At 52.3% G+C, this 23419-nt stretch carries 22 protein-coding genes; 19 read left to right on the forward strand and 3 right to left on the reverse strand.

Annotated elements, in window-relative coordinates; all coding sequences use genetic code 11:
• Positions 1-29 precede the first annotated feature (29 nt).
• From FKP33_RS05330 to pgmB, 5 genes are all read left to right on the forward strand, one after another.
• Positions 30-1358 (forward strand): ABC transporter substrate-binding protein, encoded by a 1329-nt coding sequence (locus FKP33_RS05330; protein ID WP_127606670.1) that lies wholly within the window; start codon positions 30-32, stop codon positions 1356-1358.
• A gap of 163 nt (positions 1359-1521) precedes the next feature.
• Positions 1522-2424: a carbohydrate ABC transporter permease gene (locus FKP33_RS05335; protein WP_127606672.1), complete on the forward strand. Its 903-nt coding sequence runs from the start codon at positions 1522-1524 to the stop codon at positions 2422-2424.
• A gap of 36 nt (positions 2425-2460) precedes the next feature.
• A complete protein-coding gene (locus tag FKP33_RS05340; RefSeq protein ID WP_127606674.1) occupies positions 2461-3303 on the forward strand; it encodes a carbohydrate ABC transporter permease in 843 nt (280 codons plus the stop codon).
• Positions 3304-3329: 26 nt separating this feature from the next.
• Complete coding sequence (locus tag FKP33_RS05345) at positions 3330-4670, forward strand: FAD-dependent oxidoreductase (RefSeq protein ID WP_127606676.1); 1341 nt, start codon at positions 3330-3332, stop codon at positions 4668-4670.
• Positions 4671-4701: 31 nt separating this feature from the next.
• Positions 4702-7671, forward strand: a complete 2970-nt coding sequence (gene pgmB / locus FKP33_RS05350; RefSeq protein WP_141334097.1) for a beta-phosphoglucomutase — start codon at positions 4702-4704, stop codon at positions 7669-7671.
• A 154-nt stretch (positions 7672-7825) separates the two neighbouring features.
• On the opposite strand, the gene FKP33_RS05355 is transcribed toward pgmB, so the two are convergent.
• Together FKP33_RS05355 and FKP33_RS05360 are read right to left on the reverse strand one after the other, a co-directional pair.
• Entirely contained in the window at positions 7826-8032 is a 207-nt protein-coding gene (locus tag FKP33_RS05355) for a hypothetical protein (protein WP_174817568.1), read from the reverse strand.
• 71 nt (positions 8033-8103) lie between these two features.
• Positions 8104-8487 (reverse strand): hypothetical protein, encoded by a 384-nt coding sequence (locus tag FKP33_RS05360; protein WP_141334098.1) that lies wholly within the window; start codon positions 8485-8487, stop codon positions 8104-8106.
• A gap of 318 nt (positions 8488-8805) precedes the next feature.
• On the opposite strand from FKP33_RS05360, the gene FKP33_RS05365 reads away from it, so the two are divergent.
• The 9 genes from FKP33_RS05365 (at position 8806) to FKP33_RS05405 (ending at position 17257) form a co-directional block, all read left to right on the forward strand.
• Positions 8806-10257 carry a hypothetical protein gene (locus tag FKP33_RS05365; RefSeq protein ID WP_181410049.1) on the forward strand — a complete coding sequence of 484 codons (1452 nt, stop codon included), beginning with the start codon at positions 8806-8808 and terminating at the stop codon, positions 10255-10257.
• A 2-nt stretch (positions 10258-10259) separates the two neighbouring features.
• Positions 10260-10550 (forward strand): hypothetical protein, encoded by a 291-nt coding sequence (locus FKP33_RS05370; RefSeq protein ID WP_141334100.1) that lies wholly within the window; start codon positions 10260-10262, stop codon positions 10548-10550.
• Positions 10547-11719, forward strand: a complete 1173-nt coding sequence (locus FKP33_RS05375; protein WP_141334101.1) for a hypothetical protein — start codon at positions 10547-10549, stop codon at positions 11717-11719. Before FKP33_RS05370 ends, FKP33_RS05375 begins: the two co-directional genes overlap by 4 nt.
• A gap of 338 nt (positions 11720-12057) precedes the next feature.
• Positions 12058-13137, forward strand: coding sequence for an ABC transporter substrate-binding protein (locus FKP33_RS05380; RefSeq protein ID WP_141334102.1), 1080 nt, complete (start codon positions 12058-12060; stop codon positions 13135-13137).
• 114 nt (positions 13138-13251) lie between these two features.
• Positions 13252-14319, forward strand: coding sequence for an ABC transporter substrate-binding protein (locus tag FKP33_RS05385; protein ID WP_141334103.1), 1068 nt, complete (start codon positions 13252-13254; stop codon positions 14317-14319).
• A 77-nt stretch (positions 14320-14396) separates the two neighbouring features.
• Positions 14397-15212, forward strand: a complete 816-nt coding sequence (locus tag FKP33_RS05390) for an ABC transporter permease (RefSeq protein WP_141334104.1) — start codon at positions 14397-14399, stop codon at positions 15210-15212.
• A 30-nt stretch (positions 15213-15242) separates the two neighbouring features.
• The gene (locus tag FKP33_RS05395; RefSeq protein WP_054795741.1) at positions 15243-15632 is read left to right on the forward strand and encodes a VOC family protein; all 390 of its coding nucleotides are present in this window, start codon (positions 15243-15245) and stop codon (positions 15630-15632) included.
• Between the two features lie 24 nt (positions 15633-15656).
• On the forward strand, positions 15657-16436 hold the full coding sequence (locus tag FKP33_RS05400; protein WP_127606688.1) for an ABC transporter ATP-binding protein: 780 nt from the start codon (positions 15657-15659) through the stop codon (positions 16434-16436).
• Positions 16436-17257 carry an ABC transporter permease gene (locus tag FKP33_RS05405; RefSeq protein WP_054795742.1) on the forward strand — a complete coding sequence of 274 codons (822 nt, stop codon included), beginning with the start codon at positions 16436-16438 and terminating at the stop codon, positions 17255-17257. Before FKP33_RS05400 ends, FKP33_RS05405 begins: the two co-directional genes overlap by 1 nt.
• Positions 17258-17369: 112 nt before the next feature.
• Here FKP33_RS05405 and FKP33_RS05410 read toward each other — a convergent pair whose 3' ends face one another.
• Positions 17370-18269 (reverse strand): LysR family transcriptional regulator, encoded by a 900-nt coding sequence (locus FKP33_RS05410; RefSeq protein ID WP_141334105.1) that lies wholly within the window; start codon positions 18267-18269, stop codon positions 17370-17372.
• 326 nt (positions 18270-18595) lie between these two features.
• On the opposite strand from FKP33_RS05410, the gene FKP33_RS05415 reads away from it, so the two are divergent.
• The 5 genes from FKP33_RS05415 (at position 18596) to FKP33_RS05435 (ending at position 23241) form a co-directional block, all read left to right on the forward strand.
• Complete coding sequence (locus tag FKP33_RS05415) at positions 18596-19927, forward strand: FAD-dependent oxidoreductase (RefSeq protein ID WP_127606694.1); 1332 nt, start codon at positions 18596-18598, stop codon at positions 19925-19927.
• 62 nt (positions 19928-19989) lie between these two features.
• Complete coding sequence (locus FKP33_RS05420) at positions 19990-21270, forward strand: aconitase X (RefSeq protein ID WP_127606696.1); 1281 nt, start codon at positions 19990-19992, stop codon at positions 21268-21270.
• Positions 21267-21758, forward strand: a complete 492-nt coding sequence (locus FKP33_RS05425; RefSeq protein WP_141334106.1) for an aconitase X swivel domain-containing protein — start codon at positions 21267-21269, stop codon at positions 21756-21758. Before FKP33_RS05420 ends, FKP33_RS05425 begins: the two co-directional genes overlap by 4 nt.
• A gap of 29 nt (positions 21759-21787) precedes the next feature.
• Complete coding sequence (locus tag FKP33_RS05430) at positions 21788-22891, forward strand: amidohydrolase family protein (RefSeq protein WP_127606700.1); 1104 nt, start codon at positions 21788-21790, stop codon at positions 22889-22891.
• A complete protein-coding gene (locus FKP33_RS05435; protein WP_054795746.1) occupies positions 22888-23241 on the forward strand; it encodes a Rieske (2Fe-2S) protein in 354 nt (117 codons plus the stop codon). Before FKP33_RS05430 ends, FKP33_RS05435 begins: the two co-directional genes overlap by 4 nt.
• Positions 23242-23419: the final 178 nt, after the last annotated feature.

Below are 23419 nucleotides of genomic sequence, written 5' to 3' on the forward strand. Positions count from 1 at the left end.
AAAGCATACACCATGGAGGGGTTCAAGCTATGAAAAAATGGGTTATGGGTACGGCTGCCGTTGTCATGTCCGCGTCCTTAATTGTTAGCGGTTGCGGAAGCAATACCGATACGCAAGCGAACAGCGGCGCAAACGGCGAGAAGAAAGCGGTGAAACTGCGCATGTGGGGCGCCGTTCCGGAAGAGAACGGGCCGAAAGCCGTGATTGACAAGTGGAACCAAAGCCATCCGGATATTCAAATGGAATATGTTCGCTACGTCAACGACGATTCAGGCAATACGAAGCTGGATACGGCATTGATGACGCAGTCCGACGCTCCGGATATTTTCGTCAGCTACGGGGAGGCCAACCTGAACCGCCGCCTGAATGCGAGCATGACAGCTCCGCTTGACGAGCTGATCAAGAAAGAAAATTTCAATGTCGAAGAGATCATCGGCATGGAGAACATCCAGAAATTCAAGGATCAAATCCACTATTTGCCGGCGAACAAGATTATCGACATGATCGTCATCAACAAGAAAGCTCTTGATGAAGCCGGTGTCAAGGTGCCTGCCGAGTGGACGTGGGACGAGTATGTAGCGCTGGCTCAAAAGCTGACGAAGGACGGACGGAAGGGCAGCTTCATTACGCCGGGCTCCGACTTGTTTATCAGCAAATTCGCGCTGGCGACCGTACAGCCGAAGGATGCTTTCTATACGGCGGACGGGCTGTCCAACTTCAACCACCCTGCTGTGAAAAAAGGCTTGGAGCTGCAAAAAGCGTTGTATGACCAGGGCTCCATGGTGCCTTGGGCGGAAGGCGTAGCCAACAAGCTGGATCCGGCGAACGAGCTTCTGACGGGCAAAGCCGCGATGGTTTACGGCGGCACGTACATGCTCCGCACGATCAAGGACACGGCCAAATATCCGCGCGACTTCGCGGTAGCTTTCGCTCCTACTCCGCAGTTTGCGAAGGGGACGAACGTCAACAACGGCGGTGTGAACGACTTCATGTCCATTAACAAGAACAGCGCCAACAAGGAAGCGGCGTTCAAGTTCATGGCTTGGTACCTGCAGGAAGGCAACATGGATATGGTTGCCGGCGGACGCATCCCGACGAACAAGAAAGCAGACTTTAACAAAATTACAGAGCTGATCATCGGACAAGATGAGAAGATCATTGATAAAGAATCGTTGACGGCGCTGATCAAGGGCAACCTGACCTTTGCAACGCGGTTCAACTCGGTCGCATTCCCGCAGCTGAACACGATTCTCCGGGAAGAATCCGAGAAGTTCTTCATGAACGTGCAGGACATCGACAAAACGATGGAAGCCTTGAAGTCCCGCGCCGACAAGGCTATTCAATCGGAGAAGAAATAAGGCTGCGCCCATAAGCGTGCCGACGAACGCCCCTATCTTAGGATGGGGGCGTTTTTCTCATGACCCGAACCAAGAATCACCCTTAAAGTGCAAAGCTTTCGCCATTCTGTCCGGGGGCCGGGTCTCTTACAATGAGAGCATCAAGAAAAGAGGGTGACTTCACGTGAAAAGTAGATTTAACCAACAAAACTTCAAGGAGAATCTGGCGGGCTATCTGTTTATCCTGCCTAACTTTCTCGGGGTCTTTTTATTTGTCGTGTTTCCGCTTTTATTCAGTCTGGTCATGGTCTTTATTGACTGGGATTACATGATGGGCTTCTCAGGCATCGAGTGGGTCGGCTTGGCGCACTTCAAAAAGCTGATGACCGACGAGTATTTCCTGCAGTCCCTGAAAAACAATTTCATCTTTACGGCGGTGACGGTGCCCGCGGCGATGGCTATCGGTCTTGTCATTGCGGTCATTCTGAACAAGTTCGTCTATTTGAAAAATTTCCTCCGCGTGTTGTTCTTCCTGCCCTATGTAAGCAGTATCGTAGCGATCTCGATCGTGTGGAGCGTTATGTACAACCCGGCGAACGGACCGATTAACGGAGCGCTTCGTTCGTTAGGCGTCGAGAACTTGCCCGGCTGGCTCGCCAGTCCCGATTGGTCGCTGACAGCGATCATCATCATGGTCGTATGGACGTATACGGGCTATACGATGGTGCTCTACATGGCCGGCCTTCAAGGGGTGCCCAAGGATTTGTACGAAGCGGCTTCGATCGACGGAGCTACAGGCGTGAAAAGCTTCTTCAAAATCACGATTCCGATGTTGAAGCCTACGAGCTTCCTGATCGCCGTGACGCTGATCATCTCGACCTTCCAGGTATTCGCGGCCGTGGCCGTTATGACCAAGGGGGGGCCGCTGAACTCGACGATGGTGCTCGCCTATCACATTTACGTTCAGGCGTTCCAATATTACGAAATGGGCTACGCCGCCGCCATGTCCTGGGTCTTGTTCCTGATTATCTTCGTGATCACCATGCTGCAGTGGCGGGAACAGAAAAAATGGCAAGATCAGTTCTAACAACTTCCGAGTAACCGGTAAAGGAGCGCACATCCCATGAATACGACATTAAAAATGAGAGAGGTCGGCCTGAAGCTGGTCATGACGGTGATCTTCACGGCGTTGGCCGTGGTCATGGTCACGCCCTTCCTGTGGATGATCTCATCTTCCTTCAAGCTGCCAGCTGATATTTTTAAATACCCGATCGATTGGATTCCGGAGCGATTCGTGCTCGACAATTACAAAGAGGTTTGGTTCGGCAAGTACCCGTTCCTGCTCTACTATTGGAACTCCGTCAAAATTACCGCGATCACGGTAGGCGGATGTCTCATTACAAGCGCGCTCGCCGGGTTTGCCTTCGCCAAGCTGAAATTCAAGGGACGTGATTTCTTATTCGTCCTTTACCTGGCCACGATGATTATTCCCGGCCAGATTTTGCTGGTGCCGCGGTTTATCCTGTTCGATAAGCTGGGCATGCTCAATACGCACTTGTCGCTGATTCTGCCGGGCATGTTCACGGTGCTTGGCACGTTCATCATGCGTCAGTTTTTCAGCACGCTGCCGAATGAATTGCTGGAGGCTGCGAAGGTGGACGGCGCCGGCTACTGGCGGATGTTCTGGCAAATTTCGCTGCCGCTGACCAAGCCCGCTCTAGTGACGCTGCTGATCCTTACGTTCACCTGGCACTGGAACGAGTACGAGAATCCGCTTATTTTTCTTAGAGACAACAAACTGTATACGATCCCGCTCGCGCTCACGAACTACGTGGACGAGAACAGTACGAACTATACGTTAATTATGGCCGCTTCCGTTTCCGCGCTGCTGCCGCTGATCGCCATTGTGTCGATATTCCAGAAATGGTTTATCGAAGGGATCGCCAGCTCGGGAATTAAGGGATAAGGCATACGAAAAGGAGCTGCTTCTACATGCAAACTATCGAAACGGATATTGTTGTCGTCGGCGGAGGGCCGGCAGGAATCAACGCGGCCATTGCAGCCGGACGAAGCGGTGCGCGGACGCTGCTCATCGAGAGATACGGATTTTTGGGAGGGATGTCGACGATCGCGCTCGTGTATCCCTGGATGACCTATCATACGATGGACGGGAAACAGGTGATCGCCGGGATCGCCCAAGAAATCATCGACCGCCTGATGGCGCTGAACGCCTCTCCGGGACACGTTCGGGATACTTGCGGGTTCGTCAGCACGATCACGCCGTATGATCCGGAAATTTATAAGGTGCTTGTGCTGGATATGCTTCGCGAGGCCGGCGTGAAGCTGCTGCTGCATAGCTTTGTGGACGACGTGACGGTGAAGGACGAACGGATCGAATCGGTTCGGCTCACCTCGAAATCCGGCAAGATCGACGTGAAAGCGAAGATGTTCATCGACACGAGCGGCGACGCGGATGTCGCTTACCTGGCCGGTGCGCCGATTCTGAAAGGCCGGGATGAGGATCAGCTCACCCAGCCGATGACGATGAAGTTTCGCATGCGCGGCGTCGATCTGGCCCGGGTCAAGCAGTACATGATCGAGCATCCGGAGGAGTTTTACAAGAAAACGCCGATCGATGAGCTGGATCAATTGCCGCTGACGGCGGTTCAAGGCTTCTACAAGCACTGGAAGGAAGCGGCGCTGCCGATCAACCGGGATCAGGTGCTCTTCTTTACCGGTCCGGGCGAAGACGAGGTGCTGGTCAATACGACGCGTGTGCAGGGGCTGGACGGAACCCGCGTGGAGGATTTAACGGAAGCGGAAGAGCTCGGCCGCAAGCAAGTGCTGATGGTCGCCGATTTTATGGTCAAGCATCTCCCGGGGTTTGAGAAAGCATCGATCTCGCAGGTCGGCGCGCAGATCGGGATTCGCGAGACGCGGCGTCTGGACGGCGTGTACAGCCTGCAAATCTCGGATGTGACGGAAGGCCGCCGATTCGAGGACTGCATTGCCCGCAGCGGCTACCCGATCGATATCCACGATCCGAAGAACAAAGGCGTCACCGCGGCCTGGATCGCCGGCGACGGCGCCTATGATATTCCTTACCGCAGCCTGCTGGCCAAAGGGGTTTCGAATTTGCTTGCGGGAGGCCGCTGCATCTCCACTTCGCACGAAGCGCTGGCGACGACGCGTCTTTCCCCAAGCTGCATGGCGACGGGGCAGGCGGCCGGAACCGCAGCCGGTATGGCGGTGAAGCAGGGCGTCAGCCCGCATGAATTGAATGTGAAGGATCTGCAGCAGCAGCTTCGTCAGGACGGCGTCCTGTTAGACTAAAGAAGAACATAGAGGAGACAGCGAGAAACCGATGCGAACAGGTCATATCATCTATCCTTACGAGCCGTGGACGATCACGGAAAGCTCCTTCGATACAGAGACGAATCAACGAGACGAGACGGTGTTTGCCGTCGGCAACGGATACATCGGCATGAGAGGCAACTTCGAGGAGGGCTATGACGGTCCGAAGGGGACCTCGCTTCACGGTACCTACTTGAACGGATTTTATGATTCCTCCCCGATCGCTTACAGCAAGGGGCGTCAATACGGCTTTGCGAAATACCATCAGACCATGCTGAACGTGACGGACGGCAAAATCATCGAGCTTTATGTGGACGGACAAAAATTCAGCCTGTTTACGGGCAAGCATGAGCAGTATGAACGCAGGCTGGATATGCGCAAAGGCACGATGACCCGTACGGTCGTATGGGAGACCGCAACCGGTAAGCGCGTCCGGATTCGGACGGAACGGTTCGCTTCCTTCACGAATAAGCATCTCGCGGTGATCCGCTACGAAGTGACTCCGCTTAATTTTTCCGGGGAGCTTCAGCTCGTTTCGGCGATCAACGGAGAAGTGACGAACCAGATCGCCTCCGGGGATCCGCGTGCCGGCTCGGCCTTCGGCGGACAAGTGCTGCAGACGAAGGAATCGTATGAGAACCATACGTTCGGCGCTCTGCTTCAACAGACGCAGATGACGAAGTTCTCGCTCGTTTGCGGCATGGAGCATCAATTGAGCCATCCGTACCGGTTGGACACCCGGCTGGAAGGGCAGCGGCTGGAGAAGCGGTTCCACGTAATGGCGGAGGCGAACGGGACGGTCGTGCTGGAGAAGTACATCACGTACTATTCCTCCAAGGATTACCCGGAAGCCGAGCTGCTGGAGAAGGCGACCCGGGAGCTGGAGGATGCCAAGAAGGCCAAATTCGACGCTATCGCTAAAGCGCACCGCGAGGTTCTGGACGGATTCTGGCAAACGGCCGATATCCTCGTAGAAGGCGACGAGGCGCTTCAGCAGGCGCTGCGCTTCAACGCTTTCCACTTGCTGCAGTCGGTAGGCCGTGACGGCAGGACGAATATCGGCGCGAAAGGGATCACCGGCGAAGGCTATGACGGCCATTATTTCTGGGATACCGAGACGTATATGCTGCCGTTCTTCCTATACACGAAGCCGGATATCGCCAAGCAGCTGCTGCGCTACCGTCATCATATTTTGCCGAAGGCCAAAGATCGCGCCGCGGAGATGTCCCAGGCCGGAGCGCTTTACGCTTGGCGTACCATCGACGGCGAGGAGACGTCGGCCTACTATGCGGCCAGCACCGCCCAGTATCATATTAATGCGGACATCGCCTATGCGCTCAAGAAGTATGTGGAAGCGACCGGCGATCAAGCCTTTCTATATCAGGAAGGGGCCGAAATGCTGTTCGAAACGTCGCGCTTCTTTGCGGATGCGGGCGATTGGATCGAAGGACGGGGCTTCTGCATCAATGGTGTAACCGGCCCGGATGAATACACGACCGTCATTGACAATAACACGTACACCAATGTGATGGTGAAGGACCAACTGGAATACGCCGTGAAGGTAGCGGCAGAACTGCGTGCGCAGCAGCCGGAGCGCTGGGCCCAGCTTCAGCAGGCGATGGGTCTCACGGAAGAAGAAGTGGAAGGCTGGGCCAAGGCCGCCGAGCATATGTACGTGCACCGGGAGAAGGGGCTGATCGGCCAGGACGACACCTTCCTGACCAAGGCGAAGTGGGATTTTGCAGGCACGCCGAAAGAAAACTATCCGTTAATGCTGCATTATCATGCGCTCGTCATCAACCGGCACCAGGTGCTGAAGCAGGCCGACTTGGTCATGGCCTTGTTCCTGCAGGGAAACCGGTTCACGACTTGGGAGAAGCAGCGGAATTACAAGTACTACGAGCCGTTAACCACTCACGATTCGTCGTTGTCCGCGTGCATTCACGGGATTGTAGGAGCCGAGCTCGGGTATGTGGATGAAGCGTACGATTACTTCATGCAGACGGTGCGGGTCGATCTGGACGATTACCACTTGAACGTGAAGGACGGCATTCATACCGCTTCGATGGCCGGAGGCTGGTTAATGATCGTCAACGGTTTTGCCGGCATGAGACAGTACGACGGAGAGCTGTATTTTGAACCCGTCATTCCTGCGAATTGGCCAAGCTACACGTTCCGTATGGTGTACCGCGGAAGCGTGCTGGCCGTTAGCGTCCGGAAAGACCAAACGACCTACGAGCTGGTCGAGGGCATCCCTGTGACGATCCACCACGTGGGGAAAGCGGTGCGTGTCGATCGGAAGGTCAGCTTGCCGAACCGGCAGCTGGAAGCCGTGATCTTCGATCTGGACGGCGTTCTGACCGATACGGCGGAGTTCCACTACCAAGCCTGGAAAGAGCTCGCTGACGAGCTCGGGATTCCGTTCGACCGGGCGTATAACGAGAATCTGAAGGGCGTCGACCGGAGAGCGTCGCTCGAGCTGATCCTGCAGCAAGCGAGCCGTACCTACTCCGAGACGGAGAAGGAACAGTTCATGGCCCGCAAGAACAGCCGGTACCAGGAGCTCATTCGCACGATCCGGCCCGAGCATCTGCTCCCGGGCATCCCCGAGCTGCTTGAGGAATTGAAGAGCAACGGGATCAAGATGGCGGTCGCCTCGGCCAGCCGGAACGCGCAGGCCATCCTGCAAGCTTTGGCGATCACGGATTATTTCGACCACATTGTCGATGCCGGGGCTTTGGAACGGGGCAAGCCTGATCCGGAAGTATTTCTGAAAGCCGCCGAAGCGCTCGGCGTACGGCCGAAGAACTGCATCGGCATTGAGGACGCCTTCTCGGGTCTTGAAGCTGTGAATGCGGCGAATATGGTATCCGTCGGCGTCGGCCATCCGGAGACGCTGGCCATTGCGGATACGGTGGTCGCCTCCACCGGGCAGCTCACCTGGAGCCGCTTGAAGGAAGTTTACGAAGCACGGGCTTAAGCCGCGCTCCCATAGCAGGGCTTAGGGCATGACCTTACAACTATCTTGAAAATAACTTATAGGGTAAGTTCAAAAAAGACAACACGAAACTAGGCGCAGCTTAAACGGTTTTTAAAAAAGCTGCGTCTTCTTTCTTAGTCTGAGTGGGGATGGATTAGGATGCTTCGGGTGTGGCCAATGTTACGGTAAAGCCAAGGTTCTCGAGCTTTCGAACGGTCTGTCTGACGATGGCGTCTTGGTGTCGCTTCTCGAAGTAATCCGCCCCTAAGTCTTTGTAGTCTTCCTGCCGGGTCAGCAAATGGTAAGCGATCGTCATGATGGAAAGTAAGAATAGTATAAAATGGATGAGCTCAATTTTCATTATTCTGTGGTGCCCCGAGAGGGGCATGGGTGGCTAACGGGCACTTTAGGGTGCCCGTTTTCTTATGTCATTTAATAACGGTAGGGCGGATACGGCATCGGGATCACCGGCATCGTTTCCGGTCCAGGGGTGACGGGCGTAGGGGGTCCGTCCGTCTGCATTTGTCCGGGCTGAGCGGGTCCTACTCCGTCACTGGGACATCTGAACAAGAAGGCCAAGGCGCAGCGGGGGCTCGCGTTCCTGATTCTATCCGCGATCTGCTGCCCGGCAGGACCCGTAATCGTGACCCGGTTATGTTCAATAATGACTTCCCGCCGCGAAATAGGAATCTGGCTATTCCAGAGTCCGGCTCCATAAGGAGCAGATCCATCCGGTTGGGGATAGACGGGCATGAACGACCTGTTCGCATAATAAGGGTTTCCGTAGAAGACGGGATACCAAGGGTTATTGTACATATTTTCAACGTCCTTCCATAGGGATAGTCCCCATAAAGTATGCCCGGGTGGGCTATTTGGTTCACCTTACATCTGACATCTCCCATCTCCCATCGGATGAATCATCCCCCGCCAATCATAACGCATATTTAGCATGGCCCCTCCATCGATCTGGACAAACAAATCTTTCGGAAAGCATTCAGTGGAGCCCGGCCTTGGGGTGATATACAGGGGCATCAAGCTGTTTCTTCGGCATTGAACACAAGGAGAGGCTTCGATTTAAATGCGAACGCTTTTGCGTATTTCAGCCTGATGAAAAAATGGGGAAGCGTGCGCTTTTTGTCCCATATAAGCGCGGAAGCGACGGTGCAAGCTCAAGCGCAGACTCCCCTGAATATGTTCAGGGAGGCGGGACTCGCGATCCGGCTTCAAGCGATAGCGCGGCTGGCTGCCGGTGTCGGGCTCAGCCTGGATATGACCGTTGGAGACCTGCTGAAGCTGCTGAAGCAGCGTCCGGAAGTGCAGGGGCTCTTCGGAAACTTGCTGGATATTTTTCTGGAGGAAGTTTCCCTCGAAGGAGCCTTGTACGCCCAGGCGGCGATAGCTGTGATGGCGTATGCCAATCTGGTTGTAACCGGATCTTTGTTTCGCAGTGACGAGGTAAAAGAACCCGGGTTTCAGATGGTTTTCGAAATGGGGATGGGTTTCAAAGCCGGCGGAGGATATCGGGTGGTCCTCGATTTGAAGATGACAGAAGCCCGTCGTCTGGTGGCCCGGATATCGGACGTCCTCGTTTCCGGACTGGTTCGCTCGGCGGAGCAATCGGCAGGGGCAATCCGGGATCTTGCTTCGCTAGAAGCGGTGTTAAAAATCGCCGTTCGCCTTGCCTATGAAATCGGTAAAGCTTTGTCCGACGCCAATACGGTGACTGCAGATGAATGGAGGCAGCGCTCTGTTCAAGTGATGGTCCAGGAGGCGCAAAGATGGATTCTGTCGCAAGTCAGTTCTTTTGCGGTAGAGCGATTCCGGGTCCTGCTTCAGGAAGCTAATATCCAGACGGAGCAAAGCCGCCAATTCCTTAACCTTCTGAGCGGGAAGGCTGCTGAACCCGTGCTCGCGCAAGAGGATTGGGATGAAATATTACAAGCAAGCGAAAACCTGATTTCTTCCTTTCCGGAAGGAGACAAGAGGCAGCAATGGCTGCAAACCTTGTCTATGGCATGGTCCGCAGTCACCTTGAATCATGATGCAGCTGCGCACATTTCCGCAGATACTGCGCTGTACACGTTTACAGGAAATCTCGCCGCACAGCCTCCGGCATCCGTCAGAAGCTGGATCAATCTCCAACTGAACCAAGGTTCGGAACAGGCCTTGCGGAAAGAAGACTTGATCACGTTTCTTATGGGCAATCCGCTTGCTTTACTGCTGCAGGAGTCCGGAGAAACGACGGCGTTTCTTCGCGTGTTCGGCGCTGCCTTCACCGGTACGCCGCAAACCATTGCCGCCTCTCTATTTTCTTTCCAGGGAAGCACCCCCGTGTCGGCGCAGGAACTACTGCAAGCGATACTTCCCGAGTTCCAGTCATTCGCCGGGAATTTGCTATCCGGGCAGCTCGTTCCTGCAGTGAGGCGGGCTCTGGGAGGAAATCCGGAGATTGCCGCTCTATTAGACCATGCACTGCTCCCCGCCCTGCAATTGATGAATGAAGCGGTGCTCCCCGAGGTGCTGCGGGGTTCCAAGGCGGAACCGGCAAGCAGGAAGTGCAGGAAGCCCTATCCTCGATTCTATTGACCATGATCGGCCGGAATATGGTGATCTTGATCGAAACCGTTCTTACCGCGGTACAGCAAAATGTGGCAAGTCTCCTCAATCGTGCAGCGGGTCAAATCTCGGACATCATGGATGTTTTGAAAGGCATGGGCGGAGGCCCCGAGGTCGAGCTGTTGGATACGCTGCTGGAAGAAAGCTTGAAGATCGTCGGGGCCAACCTCGGCCCTTTCCCACAGGATTCCCAAGCCCGCATATTCGGGCTGCTAAAAAGAGTTGTAACGCCTCTCGAAGGTATCAGCCGCTCTCCTTTATGAATGAATTGCGGCGGCCTGAATGGGTTCCGCAGCAGGACGCACTTGAACAAATAGGGCAGGAACTGGCGGCACTGCTGTTCGGGCGGATGAACAAAATTTCGATGGATTTGCTGCAAATGATCTTTAAGGTTGTTCTTGACAAAGTCCTTGCAGAGCTGGAAGCCCTCATTAAGGAATTCCAGAAGGAGATTAACAAAATTGGCGAATATCTGGAAAATCTCATTCGAACCATCGTTCTGGATCAATTAACCAATCTGTTCCTTGTGGAGGCCAGAAGAGCTTTAGGTTTCCTGTCCTTGGTGCCGCAGATTCGGAATGCCGTCGAACGTGAACTAACGAATGCAGTCAAAGCGGGCGTCGAACGAGTGATTTTGCCGGCCGTTCTGGGTCCATTGCGGACGATTGATTTTGACCCGGGCCCGATCTTGGATGCGTTTCGAAACAACGGGGATTTTGATGCTTTTAAGCGCACGATTACGAGCCAGCTTCGCGAACATGTGACACGGCAGATTCAATCGGCGAATCTTGGTTTTGACCTGACAGTCCCCGTATCGATAGAAATTCCCAGTCCCATTCCCGGACTCCCGCCGTTTAAGCTCAAGGAGAATGTCCGGCTTGGACGTATCGGACCCCCCTCCGCCAAAATTGTTGATGAGGTGATGCGGGCATTCGAGAACCAGTTTAACTTTGGTCAACTGTTCGAGGTTCTCGTCCGTTATGTGGTGCCTGTCTTCAACAAGGAAAAAGAAATCGATAGTCTCAAGAGCGAAATGAACGCCTTAACCGATCAATTCAGGATGAACCCGAGGCAGCTGTACCCGGCGGCGCCCGGATCTAACGCCCCCTTGATTTTCTTCCATCTGGTCCGTAACGGTGGTTCACATCGGGTACTGGAAGCTGTGCTCCATTATCCGGGTCTTGTTCCAAACTCCGATGGATGGCCGGCCCTCCTTGCCGTTTACTTGAACGATAAGGTGCTGCCTATGGCCACTTTCTTCTTCGAGGAAAACCGGACATTCGACGCCTCAGGCCTGCCATCTGGTCTGACGCTCCGGCGGCACCTGGGGATGGAAGAGTTAAAGCCGGGTAAAAATACGCTGTCAACGATAGCTCTTGACGGATATGGAAACCGGTATGAGATGTCCCGTTCCTTCTTGTTGAAGGTGTAGGGATTCCCATACAACCTGACATTTCTTTTGCCGGAAATTCGGGTTGGCAAGAACATGGACAGGCTGTTACCAAGGTGTGGATGGTGCCATTTCTCCTTTAAGCTATCGCTATTTACGATACCTTGTATATTCAAAACAAATTGTAATGCCTCCCTATATTTGTTACTTTTCAGATAAACGGTTTGCTAACTTCGCAACGTATTGAAACCGTTACCATTCAAGGGGGGGTATCACCGAATAACGATAGATCATTGAGATGCAGGACGCGCATTTGTTCATGGTTTGCCTAGGAACAGGAAAAAAATATTACTTTAAAGCGCGGAAGGGGTTAATAAACAATGAAAAAACATGCACTATCAGCGATGCTCTTTATATTATTTCTCAGTACTGCACTCGTTGCCTGTAGTAAAAATGAGCCCGTACAAGCAGATACCAAGGGACAGGCGGCGGGAACGTCTAATCCACCGGCTGAAGTGAAACCGATTACATTATCTGTAGGTTTGCTGAAGCTGGCCGGCGGTGTGCCCTTATACCTTGCTTCGGAAAAAGGTTTTTTTAAAGAAGAAGGCATTACCGTTGACTACAAATGGTTCGATTCATCCAATGCGGTCAACGTGGCCGTCGCGTCCAACAATGTGGATGTAGGAGCGGCCGGTTTTACCGCAGACTTGTATAATATGGTAGCGGCCGGTCAAAAGGTATCGATCGTGGCCGATAAAGGTAAAGAAGAAAAGGGTTATCAACTGTCAGCCTTACTCGTGCATAAAGATTCTCCAATCAAGACGATCGAGGATTTAAAGGGTAAAAAAATCGGGTTAACGACGATCGGTTCGTCCAACCATTATATGTCGATTCGTATTTTAGAGAAGCACGGCATGACCGTGAAGGATGCTGAACTGGTTCCGATGAATACGACCCGAGGCCAGATGGAGGCCCTTAAAGGAAAAAATGTGGATGCGATTATTCTGAATACATCCAACATTACGGTTGCGCTGAAAGAAGGGTATGCCAGAGTGCTGGCCAATGTGGCGGATGAAATGACCTACCAATCGACGGGGACGTTCATTTCACCGAAGTTCGCGGAAAATAAGGATGCGGCAGTACGCTTTTTACGGGCATATGTGAAAGGAATGCGGTATTATCACGACGCAGTTCTGATGAGAAAGGACGGCCAATTGGTAAAGGGACAAAATTATGACGAGGTCGTAAAGATCGTGGCCAAATATACGGAGCAGCCGGAAGATATTATTAGAGAGTCTTTCCCTTATATGGATCGGGACGGCAAGCTTATGGTTGACGATATCCAAACACAGATCGACTGGTATACGAAGGAAAAATTGATGCCCAAGCCGCTGCAGGTCAAGGATATCGTGAATACTGAACTGCTGGATGAAGCATTGAAAACGTTAAAAAACTAACGTTATCGCTTTAATCATGGAGCGTGTATCTTAAACAAATTGCAATAACCTCATAGTTTTGGTAGCTTTAAGATGATAACGGTTACAAACAACATGATTTGGAGGCCGACACGCATGCAGAAAAAATCGATATTCGCACTAGCTGTACTCTTGTTCCTCGCCACGGCGCTCTTTGGCTGTGGGAAGAAGGAAGCGGATCAGGGTAACGCTTCGCCCGCTTCCAAGTCACCGGCTGAAAAGAAACAGGCTACCGTTTTATTGGGCTTGCTGAAGCTGACCGGCGGGGCCCCGTTGTATATCGCTATGGAGAAAGGTTTTTTTAAGGAAGAAAATCTTGATGTCCAGCACAAATGGTTCGATTCGTCCAATGCTGTTAACGTAGCTTTAGCATCGAACAGCATCGACGTAGCTGCAAACGGGTTGACCGCAGACTTGTACAACATGGTAGCGGCAGGCCAAAAGATGTCCATCGTGGCCGACAAGGGGAAAGAGGAGAAAGGCTATCAGCTATCGGCCGTAGTCATACACAAGGACTCTCCCATTACGAAAATTGAGGATTTAAAGGGTAAAAAGGTAGGCGTTACTTCGATAGGTTCGGCAGGCCATTATATGATCGGAAATATTCTGGAGAAGCACGGGATGTCGTTAAAGGACATTGAACTGATCTCGATGAACTCGACCAGAGCTCAAATGGAATCATTGAAGGGTAAAAATGTGGACGCGGTTATGCTTCTGTCATCGAACATTGCGATTACCTTGAAGGAAGGGTACGGCAAAGTTCTGGCTAACGTGGCGGACGAGATGAGCTACCAATCGACGGCAATTCTGACCTCGCCGAAATTTACAGCCGATAAGGATGTAGCCGAACGGTTTATGAGGGCCTACATCAAAGGGACACGCTATTATCATGACGCCGTACTGACTAAAAAGGACGGTCAATTGGTCAAAGGCCAAAACTATGACGAAGTCGTAAAAATCGTAGCCAAATATACGGAGCAGCCGGAGGAGATTATCAGGGAATCCTTCCCTTATATGGATCGGGATGCCAAGCTGACGGCGGACGACATCAAGACGCAAATCGACTGGTATCTGAAAGAAAAATTGATTACCAAGCCGCTGGACAGCAAGGAAATCGTGGATACCGAATTGTACAATGCAGCGTTAAAGACACTGGAGAAATAAGCCTGCGATAAACGAAACAATTAAGATCCGGCCGCTGACCGGATGACGGTCAGCGGCGCTAAAGGAGGCTGAATAGGATGGAACAAGTATCGAAACAAGCAGCTTCAGCGCCACGTCAAACCATCCGTAATCGGGTAGCCTTTCTGGACAAAAAAACACCGGTATATGCTTCCGTGCTGGGGATACTTGGCATATTGATCGTCTGGGAGCTCATAAGCCGTATGGAATTGGTACCGGCCTTATACCTGCCGGCGCCAACGGCTATTGTTGCAATGGGCTGGGGCATGTTAACGACAGGGGAAATCCATCAAAATTTGTTGGCGAGCTTGTACCGGATCGGCGCAGGTTATGCAATCGGCGCGTCCGTCGGCATTATCATCGGACTCCTTCTCGGCTTCTTCCGATGGCTGGATGCCGTTCTGACACCGGTCGTATTCTCGATCTTCCCGATTCCGAAGATTGCGCTGCTGCCGTTGTTTATTATGTGGCTCGGCATTGGCGAAACGCCGAAAGTAACGCTTATTGCGATCGGTGTATTTTTTCCGGCCGTAATCAATACGTATGCCGGCGTGAAAAACGTCGATCCGATTCTGATAAAAGCCGCAGTCACCTTTGGCGCCAAGCCCTTCAATGTGATTCGCAAGGTGATCCTGCCGGCTTCGCTGCCCATGATTTTCGCCGGTTTGAAAATGTCCGCATCCATTTCACTGCTGCTGCTGGTTACCTCGGAAATGATCGCCGCCAATAGCGGGGTCGGCTCTATGATTCTGCGCTACGGCAACCTCATGATGACCATGAATTTGATGGTTGGCGTCATGCTTTTGTCCGTACTGGGACTGTCGTTTAACCGGTTGCTCGAGTGGCTGGAGCGTAAGCTGCTGCCGTGGAAGTAATTCCGGCATCATAGATTGGAGGGACGTCCTGTGAAAATTGATCGTATGGATCATATTGTATTGACGGTGCGTGACGTAACCGCCACTTGTGAATTTTATCAGCACGTATTAGGCATGGAAGTGGGAATATTTGCGGGAGGAACGAGGAAATATCTGCAATGCGGCAAAAATCGCATCAATTTATTCGAGCAAGGCAGTGAAGTTGAGCCCAAAGCGGCTGTGACGGTACCAGGTGCCGGAGATCTGTGCTTTATTGCGGAAACGCCTCTGCCTGAAGTGATCAAGCATTTGGAAAGCTGCGGCGTTCCGATCGAGCTGGGCCCAATATCCCGTCCGGGAGCAATGGGACTCATGGAATCGGTGTATCTCCGCGATCCGGACAACAATCTAATCGAACTATCTAATTATGTGGAGCTATAAGCTTGAAAGGGTGGTGGAGTAATCATGAAGATCATCGTTGAAAACGTAGAAAAGCGCTTCATCGACTCGCGCAAGCAAGAAGTGACGGCCCTGAAAAACATCAATTTTACGATAGCAGAGCAGGAATTTGTCGTATTGGTCGGGCCAAGCGGCTGCGGCAAATCAACCTTACTAAATATTGTCGGTGGGCTGATGAGCCCGAGCTCGGGCGAAGTTTATTTTGGGGGCGTAAAGGGGAACAAGGAGCCCCTCCTGTCCATCGTATTCCAGGAAATTGCGCTGTTCCCTTGGCGAACCGTCTACGAAAACGTAGTGTTCGGGCTGGAGGAGCGGGGGGCCAGCAAAGAGGAGCAGCGGGAAAAGGGACGACGGTATATCGAGATGGTCGGGCTGAGCGGGTTCGAATCCGCGTATCCGAAGCAGCTGTCGGGCGGGATGAGGCAGCGGGCCGGGATCGCAAGGGCACTGGCCGTCGAACCGGATCTGCTGCTGATGGATGAGCCGTTCTCGGCGCTTGATGCACAGACACGTACCATTATGCAGGAAGAGCTGCTGTCGATTTGGAACCGTACCAAGCTGAGTACGCTTTATGTTACACACAACATCCAGGAAGCGGTATATTTGGCTGACCGGGTTATTGTGATGTCACGGCGGCCGGGAGAGATTAAGAGTATTATTCCGATCGATCTGCCGAAAACCGGGCGTAATGAAGAAAAATACCGTGTCGAATTTGACCGTTATGCGGATCAGATTTGGCAGCTTATTCGGCATGACGCTCAAGAAGCCTTGAAGGAGGCCGAGTGATGGAGCAAGCGGTTTCCAGACCAGTCGTTCCGCCGTCTACGAAGCAAGCTATCCGTAACCGCGTAGCCTTTATGGAGAAAAAGACACCGGGATATGTTTCAGTGCTGGGGATACTTGGAATTCTTGTTGTATGGGAAGTGCTCAGCCGTCTGGGGGTCGTGTCATCGTCGTATTTACCGGGGCCGATATCTATTGTTACAGCTGGCTGGGGCATGCTGCTTTCGGGGGAAATTCACCAGAATGTGCTGGCAAGCTTGTACCGGATAGCTTCAGGCTATGCTATAGGCGTATGCATCGGCATTGTCGTAGGACTTCTTCTCGGATTCTTCCGGTGGATAGACGCCATATTGACACCGATCATTTATTCGCTTTATCCCATCCCGAAGATCGCGTTGTTGCCGCTGTTTATTCTATGGCTCGGCATCGGCGAAACGCCGAAAATTACAATCATTGCCGTTGGCGTATTTTTCCCTGTCGTCATCAACACCTACTCCGGAGTAAGAAACGTCGATCCGATTTTAATCAAAGCGGCGGTGACCTTCGGGTCGAAGCCTCTTAATGTGATTCGTAAGGTGATCCTGCCGGCTTCCCTGCCGATGATTTTTGCCGGGTTAAAACTGTCGGCAGGCTATACCATGCTGCTGCTTATTTCAGCGGAGATGATTGCCGCCGACAAGGGCGTCGGTGCGATGATTCTGCATTACGGCAATATGATGATGACTACACACTTGATGGTCGGCATCGTCATTCTTTCCGTGTGGGGACTTTTGTTTAACCGTACACTGGGCTGGGCGGAGCGTAAGCTGCTGCCGTGGAAATAGGTCCATGCAGGCGCACCCCTTAGAATAGAGATTGGAAAAATCCGAAGGTAATCCAATCCATATTCTAAGGGGTGCATTTGATTTGACGGCTATGAATCCGCCGGCTGTTCATCTATTTCGGGGCTTTAGAGAGCGCATCAAGGGTGAATTTCCGGAAAAGATTCGTAGCAAGCGGCGGTTTGGAGAAAGGGTATTTCGGAATAGCGAGACCGCTATGCCGTTCAAGCACTTGCTTAATGGGCACAATCGAAGTTTTGGAGTTGACGAAGCGCTGGGCAACCCGGCTCCCCAGTAAGGTTACACCAAGGCCTTCCTCCAGAAAACCCCGCATGGTTTCCACATGGCTGCAATCCAAAATGATTTTGGGTTGAAACCCGGCTTCGCTGCACACATGCAGCAAAGCATTGCGAAGCCAAGGACTGGTTTTCACCATTAAGAAATTTTCTTGAGACAGATCGCGAAGGTCGACGCTTTCTTCTTTGGCCAATGGATGGGAAGCCGATACGACCATGACGACCCGATCGCTCATCAAGGGCTTGAAATCAATGTCATAATCGCCCGTAAAGGGTGAATTGATGAACGCAGCCTGAATTTTTTTCTCACGCAATTCCTTCAGCAAATCATCCGTACTGGCAGAGTGAACCTCTACATGAATACCTGGATAGCATCGGATGAAGTCGATAATGATCTTGCTCAGCCCCAAATATTCAGCATGGGGAAATGCCCCGATTTTGAAATTCCCCTTATCAAAATTCGTATACTTCTGCACCGTTTCAAGGGATTGTTTAATCTCCGCAACGATGGTTCGTGCATGAACGAGAAACTCTTCTCCAGCGGGAGTCAGACGAACTGAACGCGGATGGCGCACGAACAATTTCACGCCCAATTCCTCTTCCAGTTTCTTGATCTGCTGTGACAAGGTGGACTGCGATATCGAGATTTCCAATGAGGCGGCAGAAAAGTTTTTGTATTTCTCCACGGCCAGAAAGTATTCCAACTGATGAATTTCCATTGTATCTCCCTCGTAAGCAGCGTTAGAATTGTGAATCGTTACGTATGATTATTTGTGACTTGTTACGGATGTACAGGAGACGCTAGAGGCTATTTACTACAAGTATACAATATCTAAAATGCGGTACCAATACTATTTTCGTTATGGGCAGCCGGAGAAATTTAGGCGCTTGCTGAAGCTATCGTTTTTTACAATACATTGTATACGCAAAACAAATTGTATTACCGAATATTTTTTGTTAATTTTTGTGTATATCAAAGTTGTATGCGTTTACAAAAATGTTGGCATGAAGTTAACCCTAACAACTAATCAGGAGGAGTGTTTACATGATTGAAGGAGCAAAAGCAAGCACAGCTACACGCGTGGTCCGGAAAAACAATGCGAATCCTGTACAAGAAATAGCAGCGGACATCTGTGTCGTCGGCGCAGGAATCTCCGGTATTTCGGCCGCGCTGGAGGCAGCGCGCCTTGGGCGCAAGGTTGTTTTGGTCGACGGGCTTCCAGCCCTGGGCGGTCAGGCCGTCAATTCGATCATCGGCATATTCTGCGGACTGTTTTCCAATGGAAAAAACGGATACCAGCTCACGCACGGGATTGCCGACGAAATCATCCGGGATCTTGGCGCCGCCGGAAAATTGCATTATCGCTGGGGAGAATGGAACTCCGTCATGTATGACGAAATCGCTTTGTCAAGGTGGATTGAAGAGGCCGTGCGAGCGGCCGGCATCACGGTCATTCTCGGTGCTGTTCTGAGGGAGGTTACACGTGAAGAACGGCGCATTACTTCGATTGATCTTTCCACGCGTTACGGCGACATCCATCTCACTGCAACCGGCTTTGTCGATGCGACGGGTGACGCAGCGCTAACCTGGCAAGCAGGGCTGCCTTGCCAGGAACCGGCCGAGGTTTCGGTGTACGGTACCCAGATGGTCGTGCTTGAAGGTGTGGATGAGAGCCATTACCCAACCAGAGAAGAAGTGTATGCACATCAAAAAGAAAAGGGCGAGTTGTACGGGCTTGGACGTAAAGACGGCTTTGCATTCTCCTTCCCGGGACGTGGTACAGCCCTTGTCAACATGACGCATACGGAAACACCTCTTGAACCGGTGGCGGCCTCGGCCAGCGCACTGCAGGGCAAGGCCCAGGCTGATAAGTACATTCATTTCTTGAAAACGGAATTCCCTCTGGCGTTCGGCCAGGCACGCGTCCGCGGTTACGGCCTGCCGGGTATCCGTCAAACGCGTTGGATTGTCGGCAGCAAGCAGCTGACAGTTGACGAGGTGCGAGCGGGTACGCGCTTTCCCGATGCCGTAGCGCGCACCTCTTGGCCGATTGAGCTTCATAGCCATTTAGAGGGTTATGTATGGGAAACTTTCGACGAAGACCATGTTCATTATGTGCCTCTCAGGAGCATGACGCCCCCCGATGTCGATAACCTGGTTGCTGCCGGACGCTGTATTGACGCAGATACAGCCGCCCTTTCAAGCGTACGCGTAATGGGGCCGTGCATTGCAATGGGAGCGGCCGCAGCTCACGCGCTGGATCTTGCAGGTGAGGGAAGCGTGCATGAAATCGACATCAATGCGCTGCATGAGCGAGTGAGGGATAACCTGGAGCGCAACGATAAACGCAGTTCAACCGAGTCACTTGTTCCATAAGGAAGAAGCGGCGTACATGGATTTAGGCATGCTCAAACTGTAGGAAATAATGGAGGTTCACCATGAAATTGAGCGATGAAGAGAAATATATGCTCGATGGCCGGGATGGTCGTGCCGTACAAAAGGCAATGGATTTACTTGTACGTTACGGTGAGGCATTAGGAGCGGAAAAACTGGTGGAAACCAGCAATGTAAGCACGACGGTAGTCGCCTCGAGCGGCTTAATGCGGGAGTATGCAGCTAAATATGGATTCGACGCCTTATTCTCCGAATTCAATCTGGATAGTCAGGAGGCTGTCGAAATTCCCATGGTGAAAACCCACTCCTGTCAGCTGATTACCGGCTTTGATGCCGCCCACTGGGAGCAGCTCGGGGGTACGCCTGAAAGAGTACAATCCATCAAGGAGCACGAGGCATATAACGCGGGGATCGGCATTCAGCTCATGAGCACCTGCGCTCCTTATCAGGTCGGGAACATACCGGTGAAAGGAGAGCACTGCGCGTGGATGGAATCTTCCGCCGTGATCTATATCAACTCGGTGCTCGGGGCCCGCACGAATTGTGAAGGAAGGGAAAGCACGGGCGCTGCCATGCTGACCGGCCGGATTCCATACTGGGGATACCATATCGACGAGAATCGTTTAGCTACAGACTTGGTCGAAGTCGAATGGGAAGTCGAGAGCATGACCGATTGGGGGCTGCTCGGGTACTATGTCGGAGAGGTCGTGGGCGATCGGGTACCGGTCCTTAGCGGCGTCCGACATGTTCCAAATTCATATCGCATCAAGCATTTCGGAGCCTCTGCAGCGTCATCGGGCGGAGTTGAAATGTATCATATCCCTAAAATAACGGCTGAGGCGCAATCCATCGAAGATGCTTTAGGAAAGAGAAAGCCGCAGTACACCTTCAAATTTGGAAAGGCGGAGCGGCAAAAGGCGTATGATCGCTTGAACGTTTCGGCCAAAGACACGAATGTAGACTTTATTATGCTCGGTTGCCCGCACGCGTCTATCGAGCAGATTTGGGAAATCTGCAAGCTGCTGAAAGGCAAACGCGTAAACAGCGGTACGCAGCTGTGGATTTTTACGCCGAGGGCTATCCGGGAATTGGCGGACCGGAACGGTTATACCCAAATCATTACCGAAGCCGGAGGTTTCTTGATGAGCGATACATGCCCTGCACTTGGGCAAGTGTTACCGCCCGGAACGAAAGTGGTGGCAACCGATTCGGCGAAGCAAGCCCACTACCTGCCGGCGATCATGGGGATACAATGCTGGTTTGGATCACTGAAGGATTGCATCGATGCGGCTGTAACCGGCAAGTGGAGTGGAGGGCTGAGATGACAAAGATCGTATTGCATGGAAGAAAAGTAGTTGGCGGCTGCGCGGAAGGCGAGGCTCTGGTGACCCGGGATACGATTTCAGGCTGGGGCGGCATCAACCCGATGACCGGTACGATTATTGAATTGCAGCATGAGCTGCAAGGCCAGAGCTTTAAGGATAAAGTTCTTGTATTCCCCGGTGCCAAGGGATCCTCCGGCTGGTCCGCCTATTTTCACATGGCGCGAATGGTGGGTGCGGCCCCTAAAGCCATGATTTTTAATATCATGACGACGAAGGCGGCCTTAGGTACCGTAGTTTCACATGCGCCTACAGTGACCGATCTGGATCAGGACCCGCTGGATATGATTGAAACGGGGGATTGGGTCAAGGTGGACGCCGATAACGGCATCGTCGAAATCACTAAAAAAAAGGACATCCAACGGGACAAAACCACAACGGACTCGCGGCTTGGAGCGGCCGAACAACGCAGTGAAGCCGCCAGCGTATAAACAATAACGAAGAAGGAGCAGTGAAACAAATGGGTGTAGCCCCTCGATTGATTGATACAGACTTTCACAATGATCTTTCCAGTCCCCAAGATCTCCTTCCCTTTTTACCAAAAGCATTTCATCAACAATGGTTAGAGAGCGGGATCGGCGTTGGCGGAAAACCATGGAGCTCCGTCGGGTATATCCGGAAGGACGCCATCTCTGATATAGGCAGCAAACCCGGCAGCGACCCCGTATTCGCATTGAAACACCACATGGATAAGTATGGAATCGATTATGCGATTTTGACAGGGAACGCTTCCATGATCGGCATTTCTTTAAACTACGATCCTGATTACGCCAATGCCGTAGCGTCGGCTCACAACGATTGGCAGAATGAAGTTTGGCTGAAAGCCGACCCTCGTTATAAAGGCTCGATTCTGGTTAGCCATACCGACCCGGCCGCAGCAGTCAAAGAAATCGAGCGGCTGGCCGGCCATCCCGATATCGTTCAAGTGATGATGTGCAGCGTGTCGCGAACACTGCTCGGACAGCGGTTCTTCCATCCGATTTACGAAGCGGCTGAACGGCACGGATTGCCGGTAGCCATTCATCCGGGCAACGAAGGAATCGGTCCTTCGTATCCTCCGACGCCATCCGGATACCCGACCCGCTATATGGAATGGCAGAATATTATTCCAATTAACTATATGTCGCAAGTGAACAGCTTGGTATGCGAAGGCGTCTTCGAGAAGTTCCCCAAGTTGAAATTTGTCGCCATCGAGGGGGGAATCTCCTGGCTTCCCCATTTGATGTGGCGTATGGATAAAAATTACAAGGCGCTGCGGGATACGGTGCCCTGGTTGAAAGAGCTGCCGTCCGAATACATCCGCAAGCATGTAGTACTTACGACACAGCCGATTGAGGAGCCTGCCGATCCCGAACACCTTGTTCAAATTATTAAAATGAGCGGCGCCGAGGATATGATCATGTATTCTTCCGACTATCCGCACTGGGACTACGATAACCCGAAAATGGTGCTCTCCTTGTTTCCGCGCGAGCTAAGAGAAAAAATTGGTGCCAAAAATGCCATTCAGCTGTACGGTCTGGATCAAACAGTCGATGCAGCCGGCACGGAGGGAGAAGCGGGATGAATAAATTCGCAGTAGCCAAAGTCGCAGAGCTCCGTGAAAAAGGGAGACTGATCGTAGAGGTTAAAGGGATGGAGCTGGGGATTTTCCTGGTGGATGGCCAGTATTATGCGTGGCGCAACGTTTGCCCGCATGCGGCAGCACCTATTTGTGTCGGCCGGGTATCCGGGACGCGTCTGCCTTCGATGGTATATGAATACGAGCACGGCCGTGATCAAGAGATTTTGCGATGTCCTTGGCACGGCTGGGAATTCGATCTCAAAACAGGCCATCACCTGGTGGATGCGTCGGTCAAGCTGAGAGGGTTTCCCGTCGAAGCGGATGATGAAGATGTTTACGTATTGATGAAATAAGTATCCACCTGATGCCATAAGTTACCGCGCAGGGGATATCAGGCATTTCGGCCGCTCTTTCTAGTCAAAGGGGCGGCCGATCGCCTATGGATAGCAGTCTACCGGTAAAGGAACGGTCATGTAAACAATAATAACATGGCTGCCTGGCATGGTGGAAACAGGTATCCAATCGCTCCTT

The sequence above is a fragment of the Paenibacillus sp. tmac-D7 genome, from assembly GCF_006519665.1.
Classification (GTDB): Bacteria; Bacillota; Bacilli; order Paenibacillales; family NBRC-103111; genus Paenibacillus_G; species Paenibacillus_G validus.